Here is a 23,892-nt window from a genome sequence, read left to right on the forward strand (position 1 = left end):
GACTTTTTGAACAACCTCTAAAACATATTTTAACTTGGGAGGCTGCTAACAAATGACTAACGTAATGACAACAGAAGCACGGAAGCAATGGAGTTGGATGAACGAGCCTGAGACCTGGTCCTATACGGATCAGGGAGGTGTGTTGGTGGAAGCACAGGCGGATACAGACTTTTTTCAAGATCCAGCAGGGAAACACATTCGTGCAACTGCACCGTTCTTATCCATGCCTGTGCCTGGAGACTTTGAAATCACAACCCAGTTGACGGTGGATATGAAAAATCAATATGATTCCGGTTGTCTGATGGTGATGGCTGATGATCGTAACTGGTGCAAAATTTGTTTTGAATATGATGGAAAAGTGCCTACCATCGTGTCCGTGGTGACACGTGATGGTTCATCCGATGATTGCAATTCAGTTGAAGTCTCCGTTCCTAATCCCTACCTGCGTATACGCAAAGTAGAGGACTGCATATCATTCTTTTATTCACCTGATGGAGATGAGTGGAAACTAATTCGATATTTCGGCATGCCGATCAAGGGGGAACTACGAGCTGGATTAGTTGCACAGTCGCCAACGGGAACGGGCTGTTCGTGTCACTTTGTATCTGTGAACGTCACCCATCCGGACTTGACCGCACGCTTCTAATTCGCTCCCCCGGCCAACCATTGGAGGGAGAATAGATTCATGGTAAAAGCATTTATATTTGATTTTGATGGACTCATTGTGGATACGGAGACGCCTTGGTACTATGCGTTTCGGGATATATATGAAGAGCACGGACTCGAACTGGGTCTGGAGTTGTGGTCGAAAAATGTGGGGACATCCTTTGAGGAGTTTCATCCGTTTCTATATCTGGAGCAGACGCTCCAAAAAAAGATAGATCATGATCATATCAAACTGCTCTCTGAACAGAAATACGAAGCTTATTTGGGACAAGCTGCCATTCTTCCAGGGGTATATGAATTGCTGCAGACTGCCAGGGAAAAGGGAATTCAGCTTGCGGTTGCTTCCAGTTCTACCCGGGACTGGGTACATGGTTACTTGCAGAAGTTAGGCATTTTCGACTATTTCACAGTCGTTCATACTTCTGAGGATGTGAAGCGAGTCAAACCTGATCCTGAACTGTACCTTCTTGCTCTCCAAAGTCTTGGAATCGAGGCTTCCGAAGCGATTGTGTTCGAAGACTCGCCTAACGGACTGAAGGCAGCCAATGCAGCAGGTATTCGTTGTATCATCGTGCCGAACGAGGTAACGCGAGGTCTGGAATTCGCCATGCATGAACTGCGGTTATCCTCGCTGGCCGAGATCAATGTGGAGGTTCTTTAATCCAGGTATTGCTTGCGTAGCTCGATAGGGGAGATCCCTTCGTATTTTTTGAACACCGATCCAAAGTAACTGGCACTGTTGAAACCAACCGCTTTGGCTATTTCATGAGCCGTGGTGGCACCATTCTCAATGAGCATTTCCTTGGCTTTCAACAACCGATATCGCGTCAGATATTCCAGTGGAGTCATTTGAAATTCTTTTTTGAATATGCGATTGAGATGCTGCTCGGTAACGTCCATCTGCTCGGCCAACATGGGGAGAGAAATATCTTGATGATAATTCTGTTTGATAAAAGTAATAAGTTCATCCAATCTTAATCGGGCATCAGAACGTTCGTAAGCACTATAGCGTTCACCTTCAATGGTTAATCTGACCAAAAGCATGTACAGTAACGCAGATACGTGCCAGATCTGATCCTTGTGCCGGGACTGCAGCGCCAACGTAATTTCATGCAACAGGATATGAAGCATTCCATCCGGCTTGAAGGCGCGCAGCTCCCCGATCTGCAAGGAATGCAAGAAACGTGGCAATAAATAGCCATTGAAAGACAGACAATCAAATCGTAATGAATCACTCAGATTGTGGTAACGGTACGTTACCTCCGGGAACAAAATGAGAGCGGTCCCTTTTTTGATCGAAAACTCATGATTCTTTGCTGCGATTCGCCCTGTTCCTCCGATGCACTGTACAATGCTGTAATCCCGTGAATGGTCGCTCCAATTCATCAATTCATCAACGGTCAACTGGTTTTGCCCTGTAATCATGAGCGGCATTTCGGTATCCAGTGGATTCCCCATGCTAGGTTTCGGCATCGTCGTGTTATTCCTCTTTTCGTTAAAGGATCATGTGCGTAAGTGGCGTGGTTACAGCGTTAAAAGAAACCTAGAAAGAATTATATTACATAAATGGAATTATTTTAATTGATTGACTATCGATAATAAAACGTTTTCAAGAAATGCTCCAACAATTCTGTTTGGGATGGATGAGTGTGAACCGTGGCCTGATCATTCTCTGGTAATGAATCTAAAGGTACGCCTGCCTTGCCAACTTCATGCGAAACGGTATACGCTATAATGAATGAGTGATTAAGGAAAGGAATGCAAAACATGAAGAAAGTCATCGTAGTCGGATCGGGTATTCTGGGGGCATCAACAGCCTATCAATTAGCCAAACGGGGCGCAGAGGTAATCATCATAGATCGAAAAGATATGGGACAGGCGACGGATGCAGCTGCTGGGATCATCTGTCCATGGCTGTCACAGCGACGCAATCAGGATTGGTATCAGCTTGCCAAGGCAGGTGCGGGGTTCTATCCTGGCATCATAGCGGAGCTTGAAGGTGAAGGAGAAACGGAAACCGGTTATGCTCAAGTGGGTGCGCTCAGCATTCATACGGATATGGATAAAATCAACAAGATGGAAGAACGGGCACACCTTCGAAAAGCAGATGCACCGGAGATTGGCGACATTACAATTCTGGATGAAAAAGAAACCCGTGAGCGATTTCCTCTACTGGATGAACGTTATCGATCGGTATATATCAGCGGTGCTGCACGTATAGACGGAAGAGCGCTGCGCGATGCCTTGATCCGGTCTGCACAGCGAAATGGCGCTACGCTGATTCATGGAGATGCTACGCTTCAATTCGAAGCGGATCGGGTCATTGGTGTGAGTGTTCATGATCACAGTTTCCTGGCAGATGAAGTCATTGTCTGTGCAGGTGCTTGGGCCAATTCACTGCTGAAACCACTCGGCATACACTTTAAAGTGCACTATCAAAAGGCACAAATTATGCATCTACATGTCACGGGTGGGGAGGATACAGGCCGTTGGCCTGTGATCATGCCACCTTCCGACCAATATCTGCTGGCCTTTGATCAACAGAAGATCGTGATTGGTGCAACTCATGAAAATGATGTGGAAGGTTATGACACAAGAGTAACTGCAGGGGGCATGCAGGAAGTTTTGAATAAAGGTCTGGAACTGGCACCAGGGCTAGCCAATAGCACAGTTCAGGAAGTAAGAGTTGGATTCCGTCCCTTCACACCTGGCTTTCTGCCTGTAATGGGCGCTGTCCCTGGCTGGCAAGGCCTGATTACAGCAAATGGACTTGGGGCCTCTGGCTTAACCATGGGGCCTTTTATCGGGAGTCAACTGGCCAAATTGGTTCTTGGCATGGAGCTGGATATCGATATTGAGCCCTACCATATTGGCAAAGCAATGGATGAAATTGAAAGAGGTGAACCATGACATATTCACAACGTTTATCCGAGGGAGCGAACTCGTCCGATATTGTATACCTGGAACATCAGATTGGTATGACGAAAGAAGAACTGCAAATAGCCTTGGAGGAACGCGAAAAATACGAACGCGAATTGGCGCATCTCAATTTATCATCCATTGGAAATGCAACGAAAGATGACTCGGATGAGCAAGCCTTAATGGAAAAGTCGAGCCAAACGCAGAACTTGATTGAAAACCTTTCTGCACAACTGGAGCAGCTACAGGAATCATTGGCGAAACTTGGCGACTAATTGGTTCATATCACCTATACTCTGAAACGGTGATAGTAATAATATACGATTCGTATAAAAGAAAAACCCCTTTAAATAAGGGGTTTTTCTGATGTGGTTCAAATGAATCATATCAATAAATGAACGGGTGGTATAAAATGGAATCAGGTGCTGAACTGTCAATTCAGGTACCAAGTAACCAATCACAAAACGATGCTGAGAGGTGGATTCCAAATGTACAAAGAAGTGATACGCGTTGAGGACATTACAGGCTTCCAGTCCAGATCTGAAGAGTTTTTTCCACTTCACTGGTTTCGAAAAATGTTGTCCGAGCATCCTGTGTACTATCACGAAGATACAGACACCTGGAATGTGTTCAGATACGATGATGTGAAGCAGGTCCTGAGCAATCATGAATATTTTTCAGCCGAGGGAACACGGACAACCATTGCGGTTGGGGCGAAGAACAACGAAGGTACACCTCCGGACAAATTAAACATCTCAAGTATCGATCCTCCCCGTCATCAAAAAAGTCGTTCATTGTTATCCGCTGCTTTTACACCACGTAGTCTGAAGAACTGGGAGCCACGAATTCGCAACATTGCAGAGCAACTGGTAGCAGATATTGAGCCAAATACGACCATTGATATCGTACAAGCATTAGCTGCTCCGCTGCCTTCCATGGTGATGGCGGACCTGCTCGGCATCCCTCTCACAGACAGCCATCGATTCAAGAACTGGGTAGATATTCTGTTTCAGCCCACCAATCCGAAGACTGCTGAAGAGAGTGAACTGAAAAAACAGACTGCAGCGCAAGAGTATTATCAATTCCTGTACCCCATTGTAGTTCATAAACGGACCCACCCTGGTGAGGATATCATTACCGACCTGTTGAACGTTGATGTTGAAGGTGAGAAGTTCACGGAGGATGAGGTTGTTCGCACAACCATGCTGTTGCTCGGAGCTGGAATTGAGACAACCAGCCATATGGTTTCAAATACATTCTATTCATTCCTGTATGATGACCCCAGCTTGTATGATCAACTAAGACAGAATCCCGAGTTGGTTCCGCTCGCAGTCGAAGAAATGCTCCGTTATCGGTTCCACAATGCCAAGCGACATCGGACAGTAAAGCAGGATAACCAACTGCTCGGAGTGGATTTGAAAAAAGGCGATGTTGTCATCTCCTGGATGAGTGCAGCCAATATGGATGAGCAGATGTTTGAAGACCCGTTTGAGTTAAACATTCATCGTCGTAATAACAAAAAACATCTTACCTTTGGCAATGGCCCACACTTTTGTCTGGGTGCCCCGCTGGCAAGAATGGAACTCAGCATTGCCTTGACAGCATTTGTGAAGAAGATTGCTCGGATTGAACCGGTGGAGTCCTTTGATCTGGAGAATAATCTGGCCACTTCAGCTCCGGGGCAGTCGTTGACCCATCTGCCAGTGAAGATCGTTGGGTAGAGGGAAAGGTTCATACGGGACACAACCTAAAAAGCGGCAGATCAGACGTATACGTCTTGATCTGCCGCTTTGTTATGCAAGCAAGTATGAGGCTGGACACCTTAATTTGAATTCATGGAAACTTTTTGTCTTACCACCTGTTTGATTTCTTCCTCTTTCGCTTGTTTGGTACGTTTGATAAAGAAGGAAAGGACCAATCCCACAACAGCGATACCGATGATAACAACATAAGCATCATTGATACCCTGGATCATGGATTCTGTAGCAAGCTGTTGTTGACTGAGACCATTGGCTGCACCAGTCGCCATCATATCCTGTACGTGTGCCGTTGTTCGGGAGGTCATGACACTTACGAGCAATGAAGTACCTACAGCACCAGCCACTTGTCTGACGGTGTTGGAGATAGCTGTACCGTGTGCACCAAGTCTTGGTGGCAGTTGGTTAAGCCCCGCAGTTTGAATCGGCATCATGAGCAGAGCCATACCAATTCGGCGGCCGGTAGACATTAATACCAGGTAACCATAACTGGTTGAATCCGTTAAGTCGATGAAACCAATTGTCGTCACGATGGTGATCACCATCCCGATAACAGCGAGCCATTTCGCTCCAAATCGGTCAAATAATTTTCCGGCTACTGGCATTAGGAAGCCCATGACAAGGGCACCCGGCAGTAGTAATAATCCGGACTCCAGCGCAGTGTAACCACGTGCGTTCTGGAGATACAGGGGAAGTAACATCATGTCAGCATACATGATCATTGTAATCGCGATACTGATGACCGTTGTCAGGGAGAACATGTTGTACTTGAAAGCCCGCAGATCAAGCAGGGGAGTTTCAGAAGCGAGTTGACGCCATGTAAACAGGGCAAGAGCAACAATTCCTGCCGCAATGCAGATAAGAACTTCTGCACTTGACCATCCCAGACTTCCTGCTCTGCTGAAACCATAGAGTAATGCGCCAAATCCGATCGTGGAGAGCACCACACTGATTGTGTCGAACTTTGTGTTGACCCGTTCGGATACATTCTTCAGGTATACAAATGCAAAAGCAATGACAATAAGAGTTAATGGAATCATGCCGTAGAACATTGTTTGCCAAGAGTAGTTCTCGAGGATATAACCAGCAAGGGTAGGCCCGATTGCAGGGGCAAAAATGATGGCAAAGCCAACCATACCCATCGCAGATCCTCGTTTTTCAGGGGCAAACAAGGTCAAAATAACGTGCATTAAGAGCGGCATGATAATGCCGGCACCCGCTGCCTGAATCATACGCCCTGTCAGCAATGTGCCAAAGTTATTTGCAAGAGCGGATACGATGGTACCAATCAGGAAAATAAACATGGAAGCTTGGAATAATTGTTTGGTTGAAAAGCGTTGCATGAAGTAGGCCGTGATGGGGATAAGCACCCCGTTCACCAACATGTAACCTGTCGTTAACCATTGTGCTGTGGCGGCGGAGATGTTAAAATCACCCATCAGCTCCGGTGTAGCGACACTCATGATCGTTTGATTCAACGTTGCAAGGAAGGCTCCCAAAATCATGATAAACAGGATCGGGCCTTTCTTTACGGATAATTCATCTTGTACTCTAACCTGACTCAATCCTTTTCATCCTTTCAATCCACACGTGACTAAATTTACAACGTGTTGTATAGTTTACATTGTATTTATTAAATTATATACATATTCGGACAGATTACAATTTACGTTATGAATGGTTTTCGTTGTTTATTTTACAAAAAAAATAAATTTGTTGTGTAAATCAAAAATAAACGACTTATCGTTTAAAATTGTAATGTTTAAAATTTAAAGGAGGAATACATGTGAAAGACGAGAAGAAATCGGCCGTGGACCCAAGGATTTTGCGAACTCGTCAGTTAATCCGGGGTGCATTTGTTGAATTACTGCAGGAAATGGATATTGAGAAGTTGTCAGTCAACAAAATTGCTGAACGAGCGACGATCAATCGGGTAACCTTCTATCTGCATTATCGGGATATTACAGATATGATGGAGAAGATGGCTGACGAGATGATCGAGCATATTGAACGGATCGTGGATGAATATGCCCCTCATTTTGAGAAACAGAGAACGGAAGAGGCTTGGCCTGTTCTGGTCAAGTTGCTGGAGCATTTTGCAGACAACGCATCGTTCTATCAGGTGGTACTTGCCACGAAGCGCACACCCATCTTTACCGAACGACTGCTCAAATTGTTGAGTACGCTGGTCAAAGCCAAGATTGATCGGGTGGAGATGGAGAATGAACTGGAAGAGTCCGGCATTCACAAGGAAATCGCAATATGGTACGGTTCTTCCGCCCTGATTGGGACCATTGTTTCCTGGCTGCGCTATGATATGCCTTATTCACCGCATTTCCTGGCTAAACAATTCTCGTTGATTCGCTCGTACTCTTATAATGACCTGATATAATCATGCTACAATTGCACCTAAGGTTAGTAGAGGAGGAATAATGTAATGAAATATAGTGCAGAACGTATCTATGTGAGATTTTGGAATGTGGAAGATGCCTCATTGCTTCTGGATCTACAGGTTCGCAACCGTGCGGAAATTGAAAGAATCTCAGCGAGTAATCGGGATGAGTCTTTCTATAGCTTGGAGGGGCAAAGGTCACTCATTGAGAGCTGGAACAAGAAAAGAGAAGAAGGAAATCGCTATTCTTTTGGTATTTTTCTACATACAACGGATGAACTCGTCGGTGAGATTTCTTTGTTCGAGATCATACTGGATTCTACCTCAAAATGGATCGTTGGTTATGTGACGGATACTCTTCATCAAGGAAAAGGATATATGAGCGAAGCACTGCAATGTGTACTGGAATTTGCCAAACACGAAACTGAAATTACTCGAATCGAAGCTGGCGCTGTGCCCGATAATACAGGCTCCATCCGTGTCCTTCAAAAAGCAGGATTCAAGGAGAATGGGTCGCAGCCTGTGCCAATCCAGGGAACGTTGAAAGAACATACGATGTTTGCCGTAGATATACGATAAGCAAGATGTTTTACTATTTACTATATCAGTTGAACTATATATTTAAACGTAACGGAGAGGACAGAAAAAAACTATGGCTACTATACTCGTTGCAGACGACGATGCGAACATTCGTGAACTCGTCTGTCTATTTCTCAAAAACGATGGATTCACCACAGTGGAAGCTGGGGATGGTAAAGAAGCTCTCACTATATATGGCGAAACTCCAGTGGATCTGGTTGTCCTTGATATTATGATGCCTGTCATGGATGGCTGGGCACTGTGTAAAGAACTCCGAAGAGCCAATCCCGACCTTCCGTTACTCATGCTGACGGCGAGAGGAGAGACGTGGGAGAAGGTGAAAGGATTCGAACTGGGTACGGATGATTATTTGACCAAACCGTTTGATCCATTGGAGCTGACCGCTCGTGTCCGAGCATTACTGAAACGATACAAAATTGGCTCCACTCACACAATCCAGTTTGGCAAAGTCATTCTGGACCGCCAGACGTATAAGGTGATGAGAGGCACAGAGTCGCTTACGTTACCACTTAAGGAGTTCGAATTGCTGTATAAGCTTGCTGGAACACCAGGACAAGTCTATACACGTGAGCAATTGATCGATCAGATATGGGGTATTGATTACGCTGGAGATGATCGAACAATAGACGTACATATTAAACGCCTGCGCGAACGATTCGCGACTACACCTGATTTTCGGATTGAAACGGTGCGTGGGCTAGGGTACAGACTTGAGGTCTATGAATGATCCGATCCATATATATTCGTGTGGTCCTGACCTTTCTGGTGTCAGTCATCGCAGGCACGGTCATTTCATTTTTTGTGTCTACTTGGATATTCGAAGAAAAATTGAACGAAAACGCGCAAATTAACTTACGCAACTTTGGCCAAGACGTTTTGCAGATCTATAAGGCCCTACCAGAGCGTGAGGCGGACTTGTACGTAAGTGGAATGAAGCAGCTCAGCTCCTATCATATTCGAATTTACGAAGCTTCGGGTGAGTTCAAGAGTTACGGAAAACTTAACGGACATAAATCTGCTACAGTAACGAGCGAGCAACTAAAGAAAGTGTTAGATGGGGGCGTTGTTCAAGCCACATCGAATAGGATTGCTACAGGGTTCATAGGGATACCGTTGAAAACGGAGATGGAAACGAAAGCGATGTTTTTGGAGACACTCTCACCGCCTTCAACCTCTTTTGTGATTAAGTGGGGCTTAATCTTCGCAAGCTGTTCGTTGATTGCAGGAAGCTTGTTGATTCTGGTTGCTTCTATATATCTGGTGAGGCCGATCAAGAAATTGACCCAAGCGACCAAACGGATTGCAGCTGGAGATTTCAACGTCAAGCTGAACATTAAGCAAACGACTGAGATTGGTACGTTGGCCCGCAGCTTTGAAGAAATGATGCATGATCTGAAGCAGTTGGAGCAGATGCGCAGGGAATTCGTTACGAATGTGTCGCACGAGGTTCAGTCTCCGCTCACCTCGATATCCGGTTACGCTTCTGCACTGAAGCAAGTAAACCTCTCAGAACAAGAGCGAAACCGTTACCTGGATATTATCATCTCTGAAGCAAAACGAATGTCCAAAATGAGCGATAGCCTGCTCAAGCTGAGTTTGCTTGAATCGCAGTCACAGCAACTGCGGCTGAGCTCCTTAAGCCTTGATGAACAGATCAGGCGGGTCATTGTGGCGCTTCAACCGCAATGGTCTGGTCGCAACATTCATTTTGAGCTTGATTTAGAGAATGTTAAGATAACGGCTGATCATGATCAGTTAAATCAAGTATGGACGAACATCCTCGGAAATAGCATCAAATTTTCCAAGGATGGCGGCATGATTAAAGTCGGTATCGAAGAGGATATTAAAACTGTGATTGTCCGAATATCCGACACGGGTATTGGTATTCCCCTTGAAGACCAGAAGCGTATATTCGAGCGCTTTTTCAAGGCAGATCGTTCCCACAGTCGTAAATATGACGGGAGTGGTATGGGACTTGCGATCGTTAAACAGATCGTATCCCTACATCAGGGTGAAATCCGAGTGGAAAGCGAACCTGGTCAAGGTACGACCTTTATTATCACGTTGCCGTTTCATCCACCAACTGATACTTAGGCTCTCAGCATAGGCCAATGAATTGAATATCTATCGGATTATCTAGACCGAATGTTCATGTCATGTGTAACATGCAAGCTTCCTTGTATGTTACATACGGCATTTTTTTTGCTTGTTCATGCTCCGTTCATATTCCGGTCATGGGGAGTACATCTTTGTTGATTAGGATTTCTTAAGAAGACTGCTAGGCCAATATACAGGTGAGGATAGGAGCAGATGAATGTGAAACAACAAGCAGACAAAGAAGTAGAGAGTAAAAGCAAAATCAAGAAAGTGTTAAGCACTCTGTTTAAAGTACTATGCGCAATCATTATAGCAATCCTACTTTTTGTAGCTATCGTATATATCGTCAATAAAATCAGCAGTTATTCGGAGCAAAAAAGAATGGAGCCGTATGGTCAACATGTATCCGTAGACGGAAAAAATATGAATGTGTTCATTCAAGGCGAAGGTGAGGAAACGATTGTACTTCTGCCTGGTTTTGGAACAGCGGCACCAGCGCTTGATTTTAAGCCACTGATCTCAGAATTATCTCCATACTATAAAGTCGTTGTGGTGGAGCCTTTTGGTTACGGATTGAGCGATCAGACCGAAAAGGAACGCAGTACAGCAAATATCGTCAGTGAAATTCATGAAGCGTTACAGAGCCTACATATTGATCGCTATATCCTGATGGGTCATTCCATTTCGGGAATCTATAGCCTGGATTATGTGAACAAATATGCAAATGAAGTAAGTACTTTTGTCGGGTTGGATAGCAGTGTTCCAGCATTAAGCGAACAGAAGATTGATTCTTCAGATACACGACCGATTAAATGGTTCCGCAACTTGGGTTTCGCCCGAGTGCAACTGAAACTGAGTGCTGACCCATATGATGGACTGCCTTATGATGAGCAAACGAAAGAACAATTGAACATTCTGATCCGCAAAAATATGTATAATACCACGCAATTAAATGAGGCAGAAAGTATGCATTCCAACTTTAAAGCAGCTGAACAACTAACGTTCCCTGTTCATCTTCCGGTTCTTTTCTTTGTTCAAAAGAATCATCCGGCAGCAGACAATTGGGTTCCCGAACACAAGAAGTTAATAGAGAATTCAAAGCGTGGTGAAGTGGTGCTGCTGGAAGCAAATCATTATTTGTATCGTTCCCATGCCAAAGAAATTGCTGAAGGTGTCAGAGCATTTATGATCCGTGATGAGAGAGAGGAATTCAATTGAGATTATTTGAAATACTTTTAGTTCTGTCTGTTTCGCTTTACTCGTAGATCTGCTATTTATTACAAGAAGTGCAAAGAAAACAGGCTGGGGTTTGGGAATAGGAAGTAGCGTTATACTCGTAGTTCAATTGCTGGTTGAGGGATATAGATGGCAGTTGCTTGTGGTATATATCATGATGGCTCTATTCATAATCATCGTTTTATTCAGACATTCCGAGAAGATGGTAAATCTTAAAATAGGGAAGTTCTTGAAATATAGTTTATCTTCCCTCTGAGAACATGAATAACAACAAGCGTGACGTGGAGTTTGTAATCGATCAAATCGAAAAGCTGAATTCAGGTGCAATCGAAAGTCAGTTTAAAGGAAAAATCGATCTAGATCACATCGGCGCGATGGGGCATTCTTTTGGGGGTGCAACCGCGTTTAATACAACATATTTAGATCAGAGAATCAAGGCCGGGGTTAATATGGATGGGTCACTATATGAAGTGGAAAATAGAGATGTTATAAACAAGCCGTTTATGTTCATCCGATCAGGAAGTTTTGAAGACTGGTTAGCCAACTTTGAAATGGATAGAAATTCGGATGATGAAGTAACTAAATCTCTTTCAGATGAGCTGCACATTATGAAAAATGTTATCAGCCATGGGGGAAATGTGATTTATGTAGAAGGAACCCAGCACTTCAATTTCACCGATCTTCAATTCTATTCGTAGCTGATTAAACTGTCCGGGATCACAGGAGATATCAATGGTAAAGAGGATCAAACATCGTAAATCAATATGTACTCGATTTCTTTAACAAGCAACTGAAAGAAACGGGTGGAGATCTGATTCAAGGACCAAACGACTTGTATCCGGTGAAATTTGTAGACCCAGAAGAACTCTAATAACCAAAACACGTAAAATTCAGGAGATGATGTGAATGGGACGACAAAAGGGAATACGAACTTCAATCGCCGTGTTAACGCTGGCATTAACGATGTTAGCTCCAATGTCTGCAATGGCCGCGCCTGACACAAGTAGCAGTGATTTTACGTATGAACCAACCAAGAAAACGGTGATGGAGAAAGCCAAGTTACTCACCGAGAAGCATGGGATCACAAGCCTGCAATATGCCCTTATCGATGGTGGCGAGATTGTGGTGTCCGGTCAGACAGGTAAAAACGATAAGAACAACAAGGTGCCTCTTACGTCGGATACGATCTATGGCATAGGATCAACTAGCAAAATGTTTCTTACAGCGGCAGTGATGAAACTTGTTGATGAGGGCAAGGTGGATTTGGATCTGCCTGTGGTGAACTATCTACCTGATTTTCAGATGAAAGATCAACGCTACACAAAAATTACCCCACGCATGCTGTTGAATCATTCTTCAGGTCTACTGGGCAGCACAGGCAGCAATGCCACATTGTACGGGGATAATGATACGTATTCACATGATACGTTTCTCGAACAATTGGCGAATCAAAACCTGAAGGCCAATCCCGGCGCATACTCGGTGTATAGTAACGACGGTTTTACGTTAGCCGAGATTATGGTTGAACGTGTTAGCGGCATGAGCTTTACCGCATTTATACACCAATATTTTACGGAACCTCTGGACATGAAGCATACCAAAACACCACAGGATGTGGTCGACACGGCAGACATGGCGGGAATCTATTCTTCTTTGTATAAAGGCCAGCTTCCACAAGAGAATTATAATATCATCGCAACTGGAGGCATTTATTCCACGGCTGAAGATCTTGTGAAATTTTCACAAATCTTCACGGGAGAGGTCCAAGGCATTCTTTCCAGTAAGTCGGTCGAAGCCATGGCTCAAGAAGAATACAAAAGAGGCATGTGGCCGGAAGATAGCGATACGTCTATATCTTACGGTTTAGGGTGGGATAGTGTAAATCTGTACCCATTCAGTGAATACGGTATCAAGGCAGTAACAAAAGGTGGAGATACCATATCGTATCACTCATCATTAGTCGTACTGCCGGAATATAATCTGGCTGCAGCTGTTACCTCATCAGGTGGGACAAGTGCCAAAGATCAGTTCATTGCGAGTGAATTATTACTCAGCGCACTGGAGGAAAAGGGCATTATTACAGAACGGAAGCCGGAAAAATCATTTGGCGTCCCAGTAAAGGTAGAAATGCCTAAAGAAGTATCCATGTATGCCGGTATGTATGGTGCCAATAATTCGGTTAAGAAGGTCGAAATAAATCATGCTGGACAAATGATGTTATCCACGTTTACAGCTCCAAGTGATTCGGCTCAAACATACACCTATACAGCGGATGGTACTTTTGTTAACGATGAAGGCACAGAAAAGTTGAAATTTGTTAAGGAGAACAATGGACGGACATATCTGTGGTCTCGATCTTATATATCTTTGCCAGGACTTGGACAGTTGGCTTTCTCAGAATATACGGCGGAGAAGCTGGAATCCAATGAAATATCCGAAGATGTTAACGCCACATGGGAGCAGCGTGAAGGTAAGAGATATTACGTGGTGAATCAGAAGTATACATCAACCGTTTATCTCCATTCATCACCAATCCTCTCTTTCCATATGAACGAAGAGACTCCAGGATATATGTCCAATAGTAAGATTATTGGAGCCAACGAAGCAGTCACGGAACTGCAAATCCCTGGCATGGCTGGACGTGATACAAAGGAGATTAATTTCGCTAAAATGAACGGAGTAGAGTACATCACAGCGGTAGGTGGCGTTTACGCCAGTGAGGAAATGGTACAACCACTATATTCGGGTAAACAATCTCTAGTAACGATTCAAGCAGACGGATATGCCAGATGGTTTTCAGTGCCAGCAACGGTGAAAGGAAAAGTCATGACGGTTGAAATGCCTGCAAATGGCGCTTTTGCCGTATATGATCAAAAGGGTATTTGTATTAACCACACCGTAGTCAGTGGTCAGAATGAGGTTGTTTTGCCGGAAAACGGCCGCATTGTTTTTGCAGGTGACGTTGATTCCACTTTTGAAATTTCATTGAAAAAGTAAATGAATTGGTTCGTTGATCCAATGAAAATAAAAAGACATAAAACCTTCTCCATGACGTGGAGAAGGTTTTATGTTGTCGATGTATGGCATATTCAAATTTTGGAATTCAGGCGGAATCAGTTCCCCTCCGAGGCTTTTGCCTGCTTGATCCGAAAGGAAATCGTAAAGCTCAAGAGAACGAAAAGCAATTGAAGAGACAAAGCCAATATAATCCCCGTCAACAACCCCCAATTTAGTGAATGACTAACGGCAATGAGGGCTCCGCCGATTCCAATGCTTACCCCCGGACTAAATGCATCTGTAAACTGAAGGCTGGCGGATATCTCTCCTTCTTCACCTGTTTTCGTATGTTGCAGTGCAATCGCTCCGGTCGTAGGATGGGCCAAACCGATGCCAAATCCAGTGAAAAGCTGTGAAATTACTGCAAATACGATCCCCCCTTCGGGGAGGCCAATAGCGAGAATGACCGCAGCAACTCCGATGATCATAAATCCAATACCCAGGGTTACCCGCTTCTTTCGTCCCAGCCCATGGTCTTTAGCATCAAACTTTGACTGAAGCCAGGCTGCCGCTGACCAGCTTAATGCACCCGCGGCTACAATTAATCCCGCCATATCTGCAGGAAGCTTTTTTACATCTGTCAAAGCCAGGACAACATAGCTCTCGGTCGCATTATAACTAGCAACAAAGAATCCTCTTGAAGCAATCGTAGCCGGTAAACCTCTTCTGGCACTTAAGGTACCCTCAGGCAGCAGCTTTCGCAAAGGCTGAATCATGATAAGCAATCCTGCTACCGAAAGTACAATTCCTTTCCAATCGGTTATAAAGCCTAGCCCAGCCAGCAACATTCCCGTTCCAATGGTCAGTAGTACTGCATAACCTTCTTTTCGGTTATTCTTGGAAGGGGTATTTCCTCTAACTGTAAATTTGCGGAAAGCGGGAAGTGTCAGTATGACAGCCAAACCAATGAAGGGAAGCACAAGCCAAAAAACAACTCTCCAGGATATATGCTCTGCTATGAGCCCGGCAATATAAGGGCCAATTAGTGCAGGTAAAATGTATGCGCCGGAAAACAAAGCAAGTATTTTCGTTCTCAGTTTATCGGGATAACCTAAAGTAATGCTGTAATAAACACACGTAATGATACCGCCTCCACCAAAACCTTGAAACACTCTCCCTATAATTAGGGTAATCATGTTCACGGAAATAGCCGCAATCACGATCCCGATCACAAAAAACAGTATCGATATGCCAAACGATGCAAATACGCCGTTTTTATTAATTCGCGCCCCTATGATCATGGTTCCAAGGATTTGTGCCAAAAGAAAAGAACTGAATATCCAGCCGTATAAATGGAGCCCATTCAATTTTTGAGCCAGGCTTGGAGCAATCGTAACAACGGCTAAACCTTCAAACGCAACGGTGGTTACAGCAAGAATAATCCCAATGGTCAATGCTCTATACTTGGCGTCAAAAACCCCTACTTCTTTTGGTGATATTTCCATCTTGCAATTCTCCTTTAAAATAAGTATTTAATAGTCTGAACCATAGTTGCTGCAGCAAGTATATGGCCAGAGAAGTTATTCTCCTTTTAAATTGGAGAGAGACTCCTCGTTGGACTATAGATCCTTTACGTTGTTATACATTACAGTAAGAATCCTTCTAAACATTTCAACCTCCTCCTTGGATAACCCCTGGATCGTTTTATTATATGCATCCATGGAAGGGGCAAGAATTTCATCTTTCATATCTCGTCCTTTAGGAGTTAAATAAACACGCAAAGATCTTCTATCTGTTTCATGAATCACACGATAAATAAATTCTTTCTTTTCCAGCTTAAACAGCATTCGTGCAACATTGGTCTGGTCTTTGTGCAGTCTTTCGGCAAGTTCCTTTTGAGTAATCCCTTCTTTTTCCCATAGTACGACTAGTATTTCCCACTGATCCACTGTGATGTCAAACGGATTGACTACCTTTTGATAGTAATTGTTCAGTTTAAGTGCCGCGCGCTGTACATTAACACCGATATATTTTTCTAATTCCAAGGTATTCCTCCTAAATAACCGTCATGATTATAGTTGCTGTGACTATTATAATTCCGCCTCTTTTTTGTGTCAATCATATTATTGGAGTGAAAACGCCGCCTCTAATCTAAACATTACCTCCATTAAACAAGTTTTCCGATACGCACTAAATTGATCGCAGATCTTAAATCTTCATATATCAAATATTATTCTGCCTGTTCATATTCGGTTCATATAGACGTCACGAGCAGTACATTAGTATTGGTTAAGCTTATTTTAGCCCCAAAGAAAGATACTCTAATAAAGAGATACTGACAGGAGAAGATGCAGATGATACAACAAGAGAAAATGAACGTGGTCAAGAGAACAGTCAAAAAACGAACTTCAATTGCAGCTTTAACTCTAGCGTTAACGATGTTGGCCCCACTATCTGCAATGGCCGCACCGGCTGCCATGAATAACAACAGCAACCTTACGTATGAGACAACGAAGAAAGCCGTGATCGAAAAAGCCAAATTACTGACTGAGATGTACGGTACGACGAGTCTGCAATATGCACTGATCGATGGTGGAGAGAGTGTGGTGTCTGGTCATACGGGCAAAAACGATATAAACGATAAGGTACCTCTTACTTCGAACACGATCTACTTGTCCTTCTCCAAAGATCTTCCTGTGATTTTCTTCTTGCAAGCGAATGATACCGAGACGGAAGGCTGGATACCCTTGCATGAAGAGCAAGTCAAAGATTCTGTGCATGGAAAAGTGATGACATTCGTGGGAAAACATTATTTGCATCACACCCGATCCAAAGAAATGGTTCAAGAATATAGGAAGTTTATGAGTGAGTTAAAGTAGTATCGCCATCAAAAGAAGTCGCGAAATCGCGGCTTTTTTTGTTAAGGAGATGGTGAACATACAAGCGTAGTTGCCTTATTGGAAAATTTAGGTTGACACTTCTTTTTATCACGTATACAATCGTATACATGAATACGATTGTATACATATGTATACACGTAATGGGGGTGGAAAAAATGAGAGATCGTGATCTGAATGAAATCGATGGAAGTGTACTTCAAGGCGAGCGTCCGAAACGTGATATGGGTGACAGCGAGCAACGTGGAGAGCGTTCCAGACGTGGCAGAGGACATGGAGAACATCAGGGAAAACCGGGCCGTGGTGCGCAAACATTCCGTCGCGGCCGGATTCTTGTATTTCTGGAGCAGATGCAGAATCGAAGATCAACACTCGCCAGACAACTTGCTCAGGAGGAATATGAACATATTCGCCCGATGATTAGTGGGGAATTAAAAGCCATTGATCAGGTCATCGACGAGTATATCCACCTTTTCGAGCTGCAAAATGAAGATGTAAACCCCAATAAGGATCTGGAGAGTGAGAGTGAATAAGTATGATTCGTCGTTTTTTTTCGTATTATCGTCCTTATAAAAAACTGTTTTTGATTGATTTTGGATGTGCTGTACTCGCGGGATTGTTGGAGCTGGCTTTCCCCCTTGCCGTGAGCAAATTCATCAATGAGTTGTTGCCTGGTCAGGATTGGCCTCTCATTATGCTTGCCTGTGTTGTGCTGTTATCCATCTATGCACTTAATACGGTATTGAACTATGTAGTTACATATTGGGGACATATGCTTGGCATTAATATTGAGACCAACATGCGTGAGAAGATGTTCGCTCATTTGCAGAAGTTGTCCTTCCGGTTCTTTGATAATCGTAAAACGGGTCATTTAATTGGTCATCTTACGAATGATCTGAATGATATCGGCGAGGTGGCTCACCATGGACCTGAAGATGTATTCATTGCCGTGATGACTCTGATCGGATCGTTCTGGCTGATGGCCAACATTAATCTTGAGCTTGCGCTGCTTACCTTTATCATTATCCCAATTATGGCTTGGGTCATTATCGTATTTGGTGGCCGAATGACGAAGACGTATCGGAGACTCTTCGGAGACGTCGGCAATTTCAATGCGCGCATTGAAGACAACGTTGGTGGCATGCGTGTTGTGCAATCGTTCGCCAACGAAGAACATGAGAAAGAACTTTTTGCCGTGGACAACGAGAATTTCCGTAAAACCAAACTGCTTGCCTATAAAACGATGGCGAAAAGTATCTCGGTCAGTTATATGATGATGCGACTGGTTACGGTGTTTGTCATGATCAGCGGGGCCTGGTTTTATATCGATGGCAGAATCAATATGGGTGACTTTATGGCCTTCCTGCTCCTGTCCAATATCTTCTTCCGCCCGATCGAGAAAATCAATGCCGTCATTGAAAGTTATCCGAAGGGGATTGCTGGTTTCAAGCGTTATCTGGAGATCATTGATACAGAACCTGAGATTGCTGATAACAAAAACGCCGTTGAACTGAAAAGTGTGAAAGGTGACATTCGCTTCGAGAACGTCTCGTTCGGTTATGAATCCGGCCGGCGGATTCTGAGTGATATCAGCCTGTCCGTTCGACCAGGAGAAACCGTTGCTTTTGTTGGTCCATCGGGTGCAGGCAAGACGACCATCTGCAGCCTGCTGCCACGATTCTACGAGGTAGAAGAGGGACGAATCACCGTAGATGGTGTCGACATTCGGGACGTGAAGCTTCAATCTTTGCGTAAGCATATCGGAATTGTTCAACAGGATGTATTTTTGTTCTCGGGTACGATTAAGGAGAATATTGCTTACGGGGACCTGCGTGCAACGGACGAACAAATCTGGGATGCCGCCCGTCGCGCCTCACTGGAGGAATTAATTCTCACGTTGCCGGATGGATTGGATACCATTATTGGAGAGCGTGGAGTCAAGCTGTCCGGAGGGCAAAAGCAACGTTTATCGATTGCTCGTATGTTCTTGAAAAATCCACCCATTCTTATTCTGGATGAAGCAACCTCTGCGCTGGATACGGAAACGGAAGCACTGATCCAGCAATCGCTCGCTGAATTGTCAGTTGGCAGAACAACACTCGTGATTGCTCACCGTTTGACGACCATCAAAAATGCAGATCGCATCATCGTAGTGAATAAAGATGGCATCGCTGAGCAGGGCAATCATGAGGAATTGGTCGCCGCTGGAGGAATATACAGCCGTCTTCATCAGGTGCAGTATAGTCACTCTTAATCCATATAAATTGAACAAAAAATATATTTACACTCGTCACTCCGATGACCGAACAACCTTCCGATCGCTGTTATCCCCAGATTTTTTTATTCCTCTTATCTAAAGGGGAAATCCGGGGATAGCGTATGCTTCCGACGTAGCTTTCTTGCAGAAAGCTTTTAGGCGACCGCTTCGCTTCTTCAGGTTATTTCTGTCCTCTCCGTTTTGTGTAAATGTTTAGTCAAATTATATAGAAACTTAAGTAGCCGACTAAGTATCTGGATAAAGTATCTAAAACAAGTAAACCTTGCTGCGCATATGCGCGGCTTTTTTTATTGATTGGATATTAAAGATGGAGTTATAAAATGCTATGCAAAAGATAATGTTGACAACGTCCACTAACGTGACTATTATAATGTTGACAATGTCCACTAAAAGGGAGGGTTTGACATCGACTCTCAGTACATAAATCCAGAAATTCTGGCTGACATGCGACGTTTTAACCGTTTTTATACCAACATACTCGGTGTACTCGACAAGCATATTCTTGGTACAGGGTATTCTTTTGCAGAAGTACGGGTCATTATTGAGATTGGAATTCGGGGAGAGAGCATTGCGAACAATCTGGTGGATACACTGACCATTGATCGCAGTTACATGAGCCGAATTGTGAATAAGCTGTCCAAGGAAGGACTATTGGTGAAAGTGAATTCTGCTGCCGACAGCCGGGTCAGTCTGATTCGTCTAACAGCCAAAGGTGAGGAACTGTATACCCAATTGAATGATCGATCCGACCAACAGATCCTGAAATTAATGCAAGAATTGAATGAAGAAGAGATTCAAGAGGTGTACACCTCCATGATGAACATACAAGAGAAGTTGAACAAGAAGGCAGGAGAGACCACACGATGATACGATTTGAATGTGATTATAACGAAGGTGCACATGAACGAATTTTACAAAGACTGATGGAAACCAATATGGAACAGACGAGCGGGTATGGCACGGATGAGCATTGCGAACGGGCGAGAATGCTTATTCGTCAGGCCTGTGACAATGAGCATGCTGATGTTCATTTCTTGGTTGGAGGTACACAGACAAATACAACGGTGATTTCATCTATTTTGCGTCCATATCAAGGTGTGATTGCTGCGACCTCGGGACACATTGCGGTTCATGAAACCGGAGCTATTGAAGCTACGGGACATAAGGTGCTCACGGTTCCAAGCGAGGATGGAAAGATCACGGCTGAACAGGTTAGAGCCGTCTACGATGCGCACATGAATGAGTCATCACCGGAACACTGTGTTCAACCAGGAATGGTCTACATATCCCAGCCAACGGAGAACGGAACGATGTACAGCAAGGCAGAACTGCAAGCATTGCACACAGTGAGCAGAGCTTGTGGTCTTCCATTTTTCGTGGATGGAGCACGTCTTGGATATGCACTTGCTTCTCGCGATTGCGATATGACACTTGCTGACCTTGCGCGCTTGTGCGATGTATTTTACATCGGGGGAACCAAGATTGGCGCATTGATGGGAGAGGCGGTTGTTATCCTGAATGAAGCGCTGAAATCAGATTTTCGTTATATAATCAAACAAAAAGGTGGCCTGCTTGCCAAAGGCAGATTGTTGGGAATCCAATTCGAAACGTTGTTCGTAGATGGTCTGTATCTCGATATTTCCCGCCATGCCGTGGATATGGCCTTGAGGATTCATGATTCACTCGAACAGCAGGGGGTACGCTTCCTGTACGATTCACCAACCAACCAGCAGTTTCCGATTCTGCCTGATCGTTTGCTTGAGAAATTACGAAGCGGTTATACGTTCTCCTTCTGGGAAAAGGTTGACGACACGCACAGTGCGATTCGCTTCTGTACCAGCTGGGCAACTCGGCAGGAGAATGTGGATGCATTGACTCGCGATATCGCTCAATTATTGCATGAAGAGATTCAGGTTCCACAGCGTGTCGAAGTATTGGTTTAATCTTCTACCAAAATTAAGGATAACGGTTCCGATTTCCTTTTCATATATACGAGTATTTTGGATAAGTGATTATGCAGAATGCTGATACTGAAAAAAGGACAACCCATTGTGGTTGTCCTTTTTTGGTTTGCCTTTTGTGTGATAGTTGTGAGATAGAGAGTGAATACTCGTTTACTCACTCAAGACCATGTCATATTTCTCTTTCAGCCGTCGGATATCGGCTCTTGGCGGCGCACCGAACATGCGTGCATATTCCCTGCTGAACTGAGAAGCACTCTCGTATCCAACCCGGAAAGCTACATCTGCCGCGTCACCAGATTCGGCCATCAGGAGTCGCCGAGCCTCCTGTAATCTTAACTGTTTCTGGAACTGCAATGGGCTCATGGCCGTGATCTCTTTGAAATGGCGATGGAATGAAGATACGCTCATGTTGGCCGTCTCGGCCAGATCTTCAATTCGAATCGGATGTTCCCAATGATGAACGATATATTCAATCGCTTCTCTGATCCGATAGGTGCTGCTACCTTCAACCGCAATCTGCGCCAGTTCTCCTCCGTAAGGTCCCTGAAGGAGCCGAAACAGGATTTCTTTGATGTACAACGGGGCCAGAAACGGAATCTCCCCCGGAGTATCCAGCAATCGAACAAGTCGGAGTACAGCATCCTGAATCGACGATTGCATCTGTCCTACGAACATGGCTCGTCTGGCGTTTTCTTTGGAAGTTACCTGTATATTGCATTCGTTCAATACTTCAAGAATTTGGTTCGGTGTGAATTCAAGCTTGAGACTTAAGTATGGTGCATCAGCGGATGCTTTGATAATCTGCCCGATGACCGGGAGATTCATCGAAGCGATTAGATAATTGGAAGGTCCATACGCATAACGCTCCTGTGCGAGCAGTACTTCTTTTAAGCCCTGAACGATCACGCATAACGAAGGGGTATATACTCGGTATGCCGGTTCGCTAACCCTTGTATGGTGATAGACAAAAAGGGAGGGAATCACCGTTTCCACCGCACCGTTAAGAAGGGAATGGCGTTCAACCAACTGACTCAGTTCCTGATTCTGTTGAGATAATTCTTCGGTCATGTGAATCCTCCTCGCGGGTTTAACCTAGCTACATTATAAGCCTTAACATTCAGAACTAAAAGGGGCTGTGAGAGGATCAGGCAATCAATTAAGACAATTGATATACCGCTTGCTGCCCATAACTCGGCATACTAAGAGTATGTTAACAGAGCCAAGCGATTAAAGTTTATTCGAAAAGTTGGGTGAACAAGGTGATGAAGTGGTTATCGAATCATGTGAGGCGAATCTTGATTGACAGGCTCGAATCTCAGATCAAGTTGGAAGAGAATTCTGTACATCGAGAGATATACTTCAAGTACTGGTTAGAGCTAGTTTCTGAAGAGGTTGAGACAACATCAGTTTACAGAACAAATTCAAGGAGAGTGTGAAATATGGAATATGTGAAATTAGGACGTACCGGTCTGGATGTCTCCAAGTTATACTGGGTTGCATGAGTTACGGTGTACCGGAAAGCGGAATGGCTCCTTCATGATGTGGTTAAGGCCGGAAAGGTCAGATACATTGGAGCTTCTTCGATGTACGCCTGGCAGTTCATGAAAGCCCAATACACAGCTGAGCGTCATGGATGGACGAAATTCATCTCCATGCAGAACCATTATAACCTGTTGTATCGCGAAGAAGAGCGTGAGATGCTGCCATTATGTCTGGAAGAAGGAGTCGGCGTTATTCCGTGGAGTCCTCTTGCCAAAGGACGTCTGACCCGGGATTGGAATGAACAGACTGCGCGTTCAGGAATTGATCCTGTCGGGAAGGCATTTTATGAAAATGCAATGGTGGATGCTGACCGTCAAGTGGTGGAGTGAGTCTTGAAAGTAGCTGAACACGGGAGATTCCGCGTGCTCAGGTGGCTCTGGCCTGGTTGTTGCACCAAGAGGCAGTAACCTCACCTATTATCGGCGCGACCAAAATTCATCATCTGGAGGATGCCATAGCAGCCCTTTCTGTGAAGCTGACTACGGAAGAGATCGGTTTCATCGAAGAAGCGTATGTACCGCATCCGGTAACAGGAAATCTCAGTTGA

Annotated in this window: 22 protein-coding genes and 1 pseudogene; 18 read left to right on the forward strand and 5 right to left on the reverse strand. The window is 44.3% G+C overall.

Annotated features, from left to right (window positions below; genetic code table 11):
- Window positions 1-52 precede the first annotated feature (52 nt).
- Together WFI24_RS08715 and WFI24_RS08720 are read left to right on the forward strand one after the other, a co-directional pair.
- The gene (locus tag WFI24_RS08715; RefSeq protein WP_336759954.1) at window positions 53-646 is read left to right on the forward strand and encodes a DUF1349 domain-containing protein; all 594 of its coding nucleotides are present in this window, start codon (window positions 53-55) and stop codon (window positions 644-646) included.
- A 39-nt stretch (window positions 647-685) separates the two neighbouring features.
- Window positions 686-1,327 carry an HAD family hydrolase gene (locus WFI24_RS08720; RefSeq protein WP_336759955.1) on the forward strand — a complete coding sequence of 214 codons (642 nt, stop codon included), beginning with the start codon at window positions 686-688 and terminating at the stop codon, window positions 1,325-1,327.
- Here the strand turns inward: WFI24_RS08720 and WFI24_RS08725 are convergent.
- On the reverse strand, window positions 1,324-2,139 hold the full coding sequence (locus WFI24_RS08725) for an AraC family transcriptional regulator (protein WP_336759956.1): 816 nt from the start codon (window positions 2,137-2,139) through the stop codon (window positions 1,324-1,326). The two genes, WFI24_RS08720 and WFI24_RS08725, sit on opposite strands and share 4 nt — an antisense overlap.
- A 294-nt stretch (window positions 2,140-2,433) precedes the next feature.
- On the opposite strand from WFI24_RS08725, the gene WFI24_RS08730 reads away from it, so the two are divergent.
- From WFI24_RS08730 to WFI24_RS08740, 3 genes are all read left to right on the forward strand, one after another.
- Window positions 2,434-3,576, forward strand: a complete 1,143-nt coding sequence (locus WFI24_RS08730; protein WP_336759957.1) for an NAD(P)/FAD-dependent oxidoreductase — start codon at window positions 2,434-2,436, stop codon at window positions 3,574-3,576.
- On the forward strand, window positions 3,573-3,860 hold the full coding sequence (locus tag WFI24_RS08735; RefSeq protein ID WP_336759958.1) for a hypothetical protein: 288 nt from the start codon (window positions 3,573-3,575) through the stop codon (window positions 3,858-3,860). Before WFI24_RS08730 ends, WFI24_RS08735 begins: the two co-directional genes overlap by 4 nt.
- A 213-nt stretch (window positions 3,861-4,073) precedes the next feature.
- Window positions 4,074-5,306, forward strand: coding sequence for a cytochrome P450 (locus tag WFI24_RS08740; RefSeq protein ID WP_336759959.1), 1,233 nt, complete (start codon window positions 4,074-4,076; stop codon window positions 5,304-5,306).
- A gap of 101 nt (window positions 5,307-5,407) precedes the next feature.
- Here the strand turns inward: WFI24_RS08740 and WFI24_RS08745 are convergent, their stop codons facing one another.
- Window positions 5,408-6,847, reverse strand: a complete 1,440-nt coding sequence (locus WFI24_RS08745) for a DHA2 family efflux MFS transporter permease subunit (protein WP_336760276.1) — start codon at window positions 6,845-6,847, stop codon at window positions 5,408-5,410.
- A 281-nt stretch (window positions 6,848-7,128) separates the two neighbouring features.
- On the opposite strand from WFI24_RS08745, the gene WFI24_RS08750 reads away from it, so the two are divergent.
- The 7 genes from WFI24_RS08750 to WFI24_RS08780 all read left to right on the forward strand — a co-directional run bounded on the left by WFI24_RS08750 (window position 7,129) and on the right by WFI24_RS08780 (window position 14,664).
- A complete protein-coding gene (locus tag WFI24_RS08750; RefSeq protein WP_336759960.1) occupies window positions 7,129-7,734 on the forward strand; it encodes a TetR/AcrR family transcriptional regulator in 606 nt (201 codons plus the stop codon).
- Window positions 7,735-7,779: 45 nt separating this feature from the next.
- A complete protein-coding gene (locus tag WFI24_RS08755) occupies window positions 7,780-8,313 on the forward strand; it encodes a GNAT family N-acetyltransferase (RefSeq protein WP_336759961.1) in 534 nt (177 codons plus the stop codon).
- A 73-nt stretch (window positions 8,314-8,386) separates the two neighbouring features.
- A complete protein-coding gene (locus WFI24_RS08760; RefSeq protein ID WP_336759962.1) occupies window positions 8,387-9,061 on the forward strand; it encodes a response regulator transcription factor in 675 nt (224 codons plus the stop codon).
- Window positions 9,058-10,428 carry a sensor histidine kinase gene (locus WFI24_RS08765; RefSeq protein WP_336759963.1) on the forward strand — a complete coding sequence of 457 codons (1,371 nt, stop codon included), beginning with the start codon at window positions 9,058-9,060 and terminating at the stop codon, window positions 10,426-10,428. The genes WFI24_RS08760 and WFI24_RS08765 overlap by 4 nt, the downstream gene beginning before the upstream one ends.
- 216 nt (window positions 10,429-10,644) lie before the next feature.
- A complete protein-coding gene (locus WFI24_RS08770) occupies window positions 10,645-11,649 on the forward strand; it encodes an alpha/beta fold hydrolase (RefSeq protein ID WP_336759964.1) in 1,005 nt (334 codons plus the stop codon).
- Between the two features lie 278 nt (window positions 11,650-11,927).
- Window positions 11,928-12,365 (forward strand): alpha/beta hydrolase, encoded by a 438-nt coding sequence (locus WFI24_RS08775; RefSeq protein WP_336759965.1) that lies wholly within the window; start codon window positions 11,928-11,930, stop codon window positions 12,363-12,365.
- Between the two features lie 208 nt (window positions 12,366-12,573).
- On the forward strand, window positions 12,574-14,664 hold the full coding sequence (locus WFI24_RS08780; protein ID WP_336759966.1) for a serine hydrolase domain-containing protein: 2,091 nt from the start codon (window positions 12,574-12,576) through the stop codon (window positions 14,662-14,664).
- Window positions 14,665-14,780: 116 nt separating this feature from the next.
- Here the strand turns inward: WFI24_RS08780 and WFI24_RS08785 are convergent, their stop codons facing one another.
- Window positions 14,781-16,169, reverse strand: a complete 1,389-nt coding sequence (locus WFI24_RS08785; protein WP_336759967.1) for an MFS transporter — start codon at window positions 16,167-16,169, stop codon at window positions 14,781-14,783.
- Window positions 16,170-16,283: 114 nt separating this feature from the next.
- Window positions 16,284-16,709, reverse strand: coding sequence for a MarR family winged helix-turn-helix transcriptional regulator (locus WFI24_RS08790; RefSeq protein WP_336759968.1), 426 nt, complete (start codon window positions 16,707-16,709; stop codon window positions 16,284-16,286).
- Between the two features lie 309 nt (window positions 16,710-17,018).
- Between WFI24_RS08790 and WFI24_RS34495 the strand changes: the two genes are divergently transcribed.
- The 5 genes from WFI24_RS34495 to WFI24_RS08815 all read left to right on the forward strand — a co-directional run bounded on the left by WFI24_RS34495 (window position 17,019) and on the right by WFI24_RS08815 (window position 21,782).
- Entirely contained in the window at window positions 17,019-17,543 is a 525-nt protein-coding gene (locus WFI24_RS34495) for a hypothetical protein (RefSeq protein WP_442956200.1), read from the forward strand.
- A gap of 176 nt (window positions 17,544-17,719) precedes the next feature.
- Complete coding sequence (locus tag WFI24_RS08800; RefSeq protein WP_336759970.1) at window positions 17,720-18,094, forward strand: hypothetical protein; 375 nt, start codon at window positions 17,720-17,722, stop codon at window positions 18,092-18,094.
- Between the two features lie 2 nt (window positions 18,095-18,096).
- Complete coding sequence (locus WFI24_RS08805; RefSeq protein WP_336759972.1) at window positions 18,097-19,815, forward strand: ABC transporter ATP-binding protein; 1,719 nt, start codon at window positions 18,097-18,099, stop codon at window positions 19,813-19,815.
- Window positions 19,816-20,283: 468 nt separating this feature from the next.
- Window positions 20,284-20,706 carry a MarR family winged helix-turn-helix transcriptional regulator gene (locus tag WFI24_RS08810; protein WP_336759974.1) on the forward strand — a complete coding sequence of 141 codons (423 nt, stop codon included), beginning with the start codon at window positions 20,284-20,286 and terminating at the stop codon, window positions 20,704-20,706.
- On the forward strand, window positions 20,703-21,782 hold the full coding sequence (locus WFI24_RS08815) for a threonine aldolase family protein (protein WP_336759976.1): 1,080 nt from the start codon (window positions 20,703-20,705) through the stop codon (window positions 21,780-21,782). The genes WFI24_RS08810 and WFI24_RS08815 overlap by 4 nt, the downstream gene beginning before the upstream one ends.
- 171 nt (window positions 21,783-21,953) lie before the next feature.
- Here WFI24_RS08815 and WFI24_RS08820 read toward each other — a convergent pair whose 3' ends face one another.
- Window positions 21,954-22,871 (reverse strand): AraC family transcriptional regulator, encoded by a 918-nt coding sequence (locus WFI24_RS08820; RefSeq protein WP_336759977.1) that lies wholly within the window; start codon window positions 22,869-22,871, stop codon window positions 21,954-21,956.
- 464 nt (window positions 22,872-23,335) lie between these two features.
- On the opposite strand from WFI24_RS08820, the pseudogene WFI24_RS08825 reads away from it, so the two are divergent.
- Window positions 23,336-23,892 (forward strand): annotated as a pseudogene (locus WFI24_RS08825) (aldo/keto reductase); the annotation flags it as partial.

This window comes from Paenibacillus sp. USHLN196 (genome assembly GCF_037144955.1).
Taxonomy (GTDB): domain Bacteria; phylum Bacillota; class Bacilli; order Paenibacillales; family Paenibacillaceae; genus Paenibacillus; species Paenibacillus xylanexedens_C.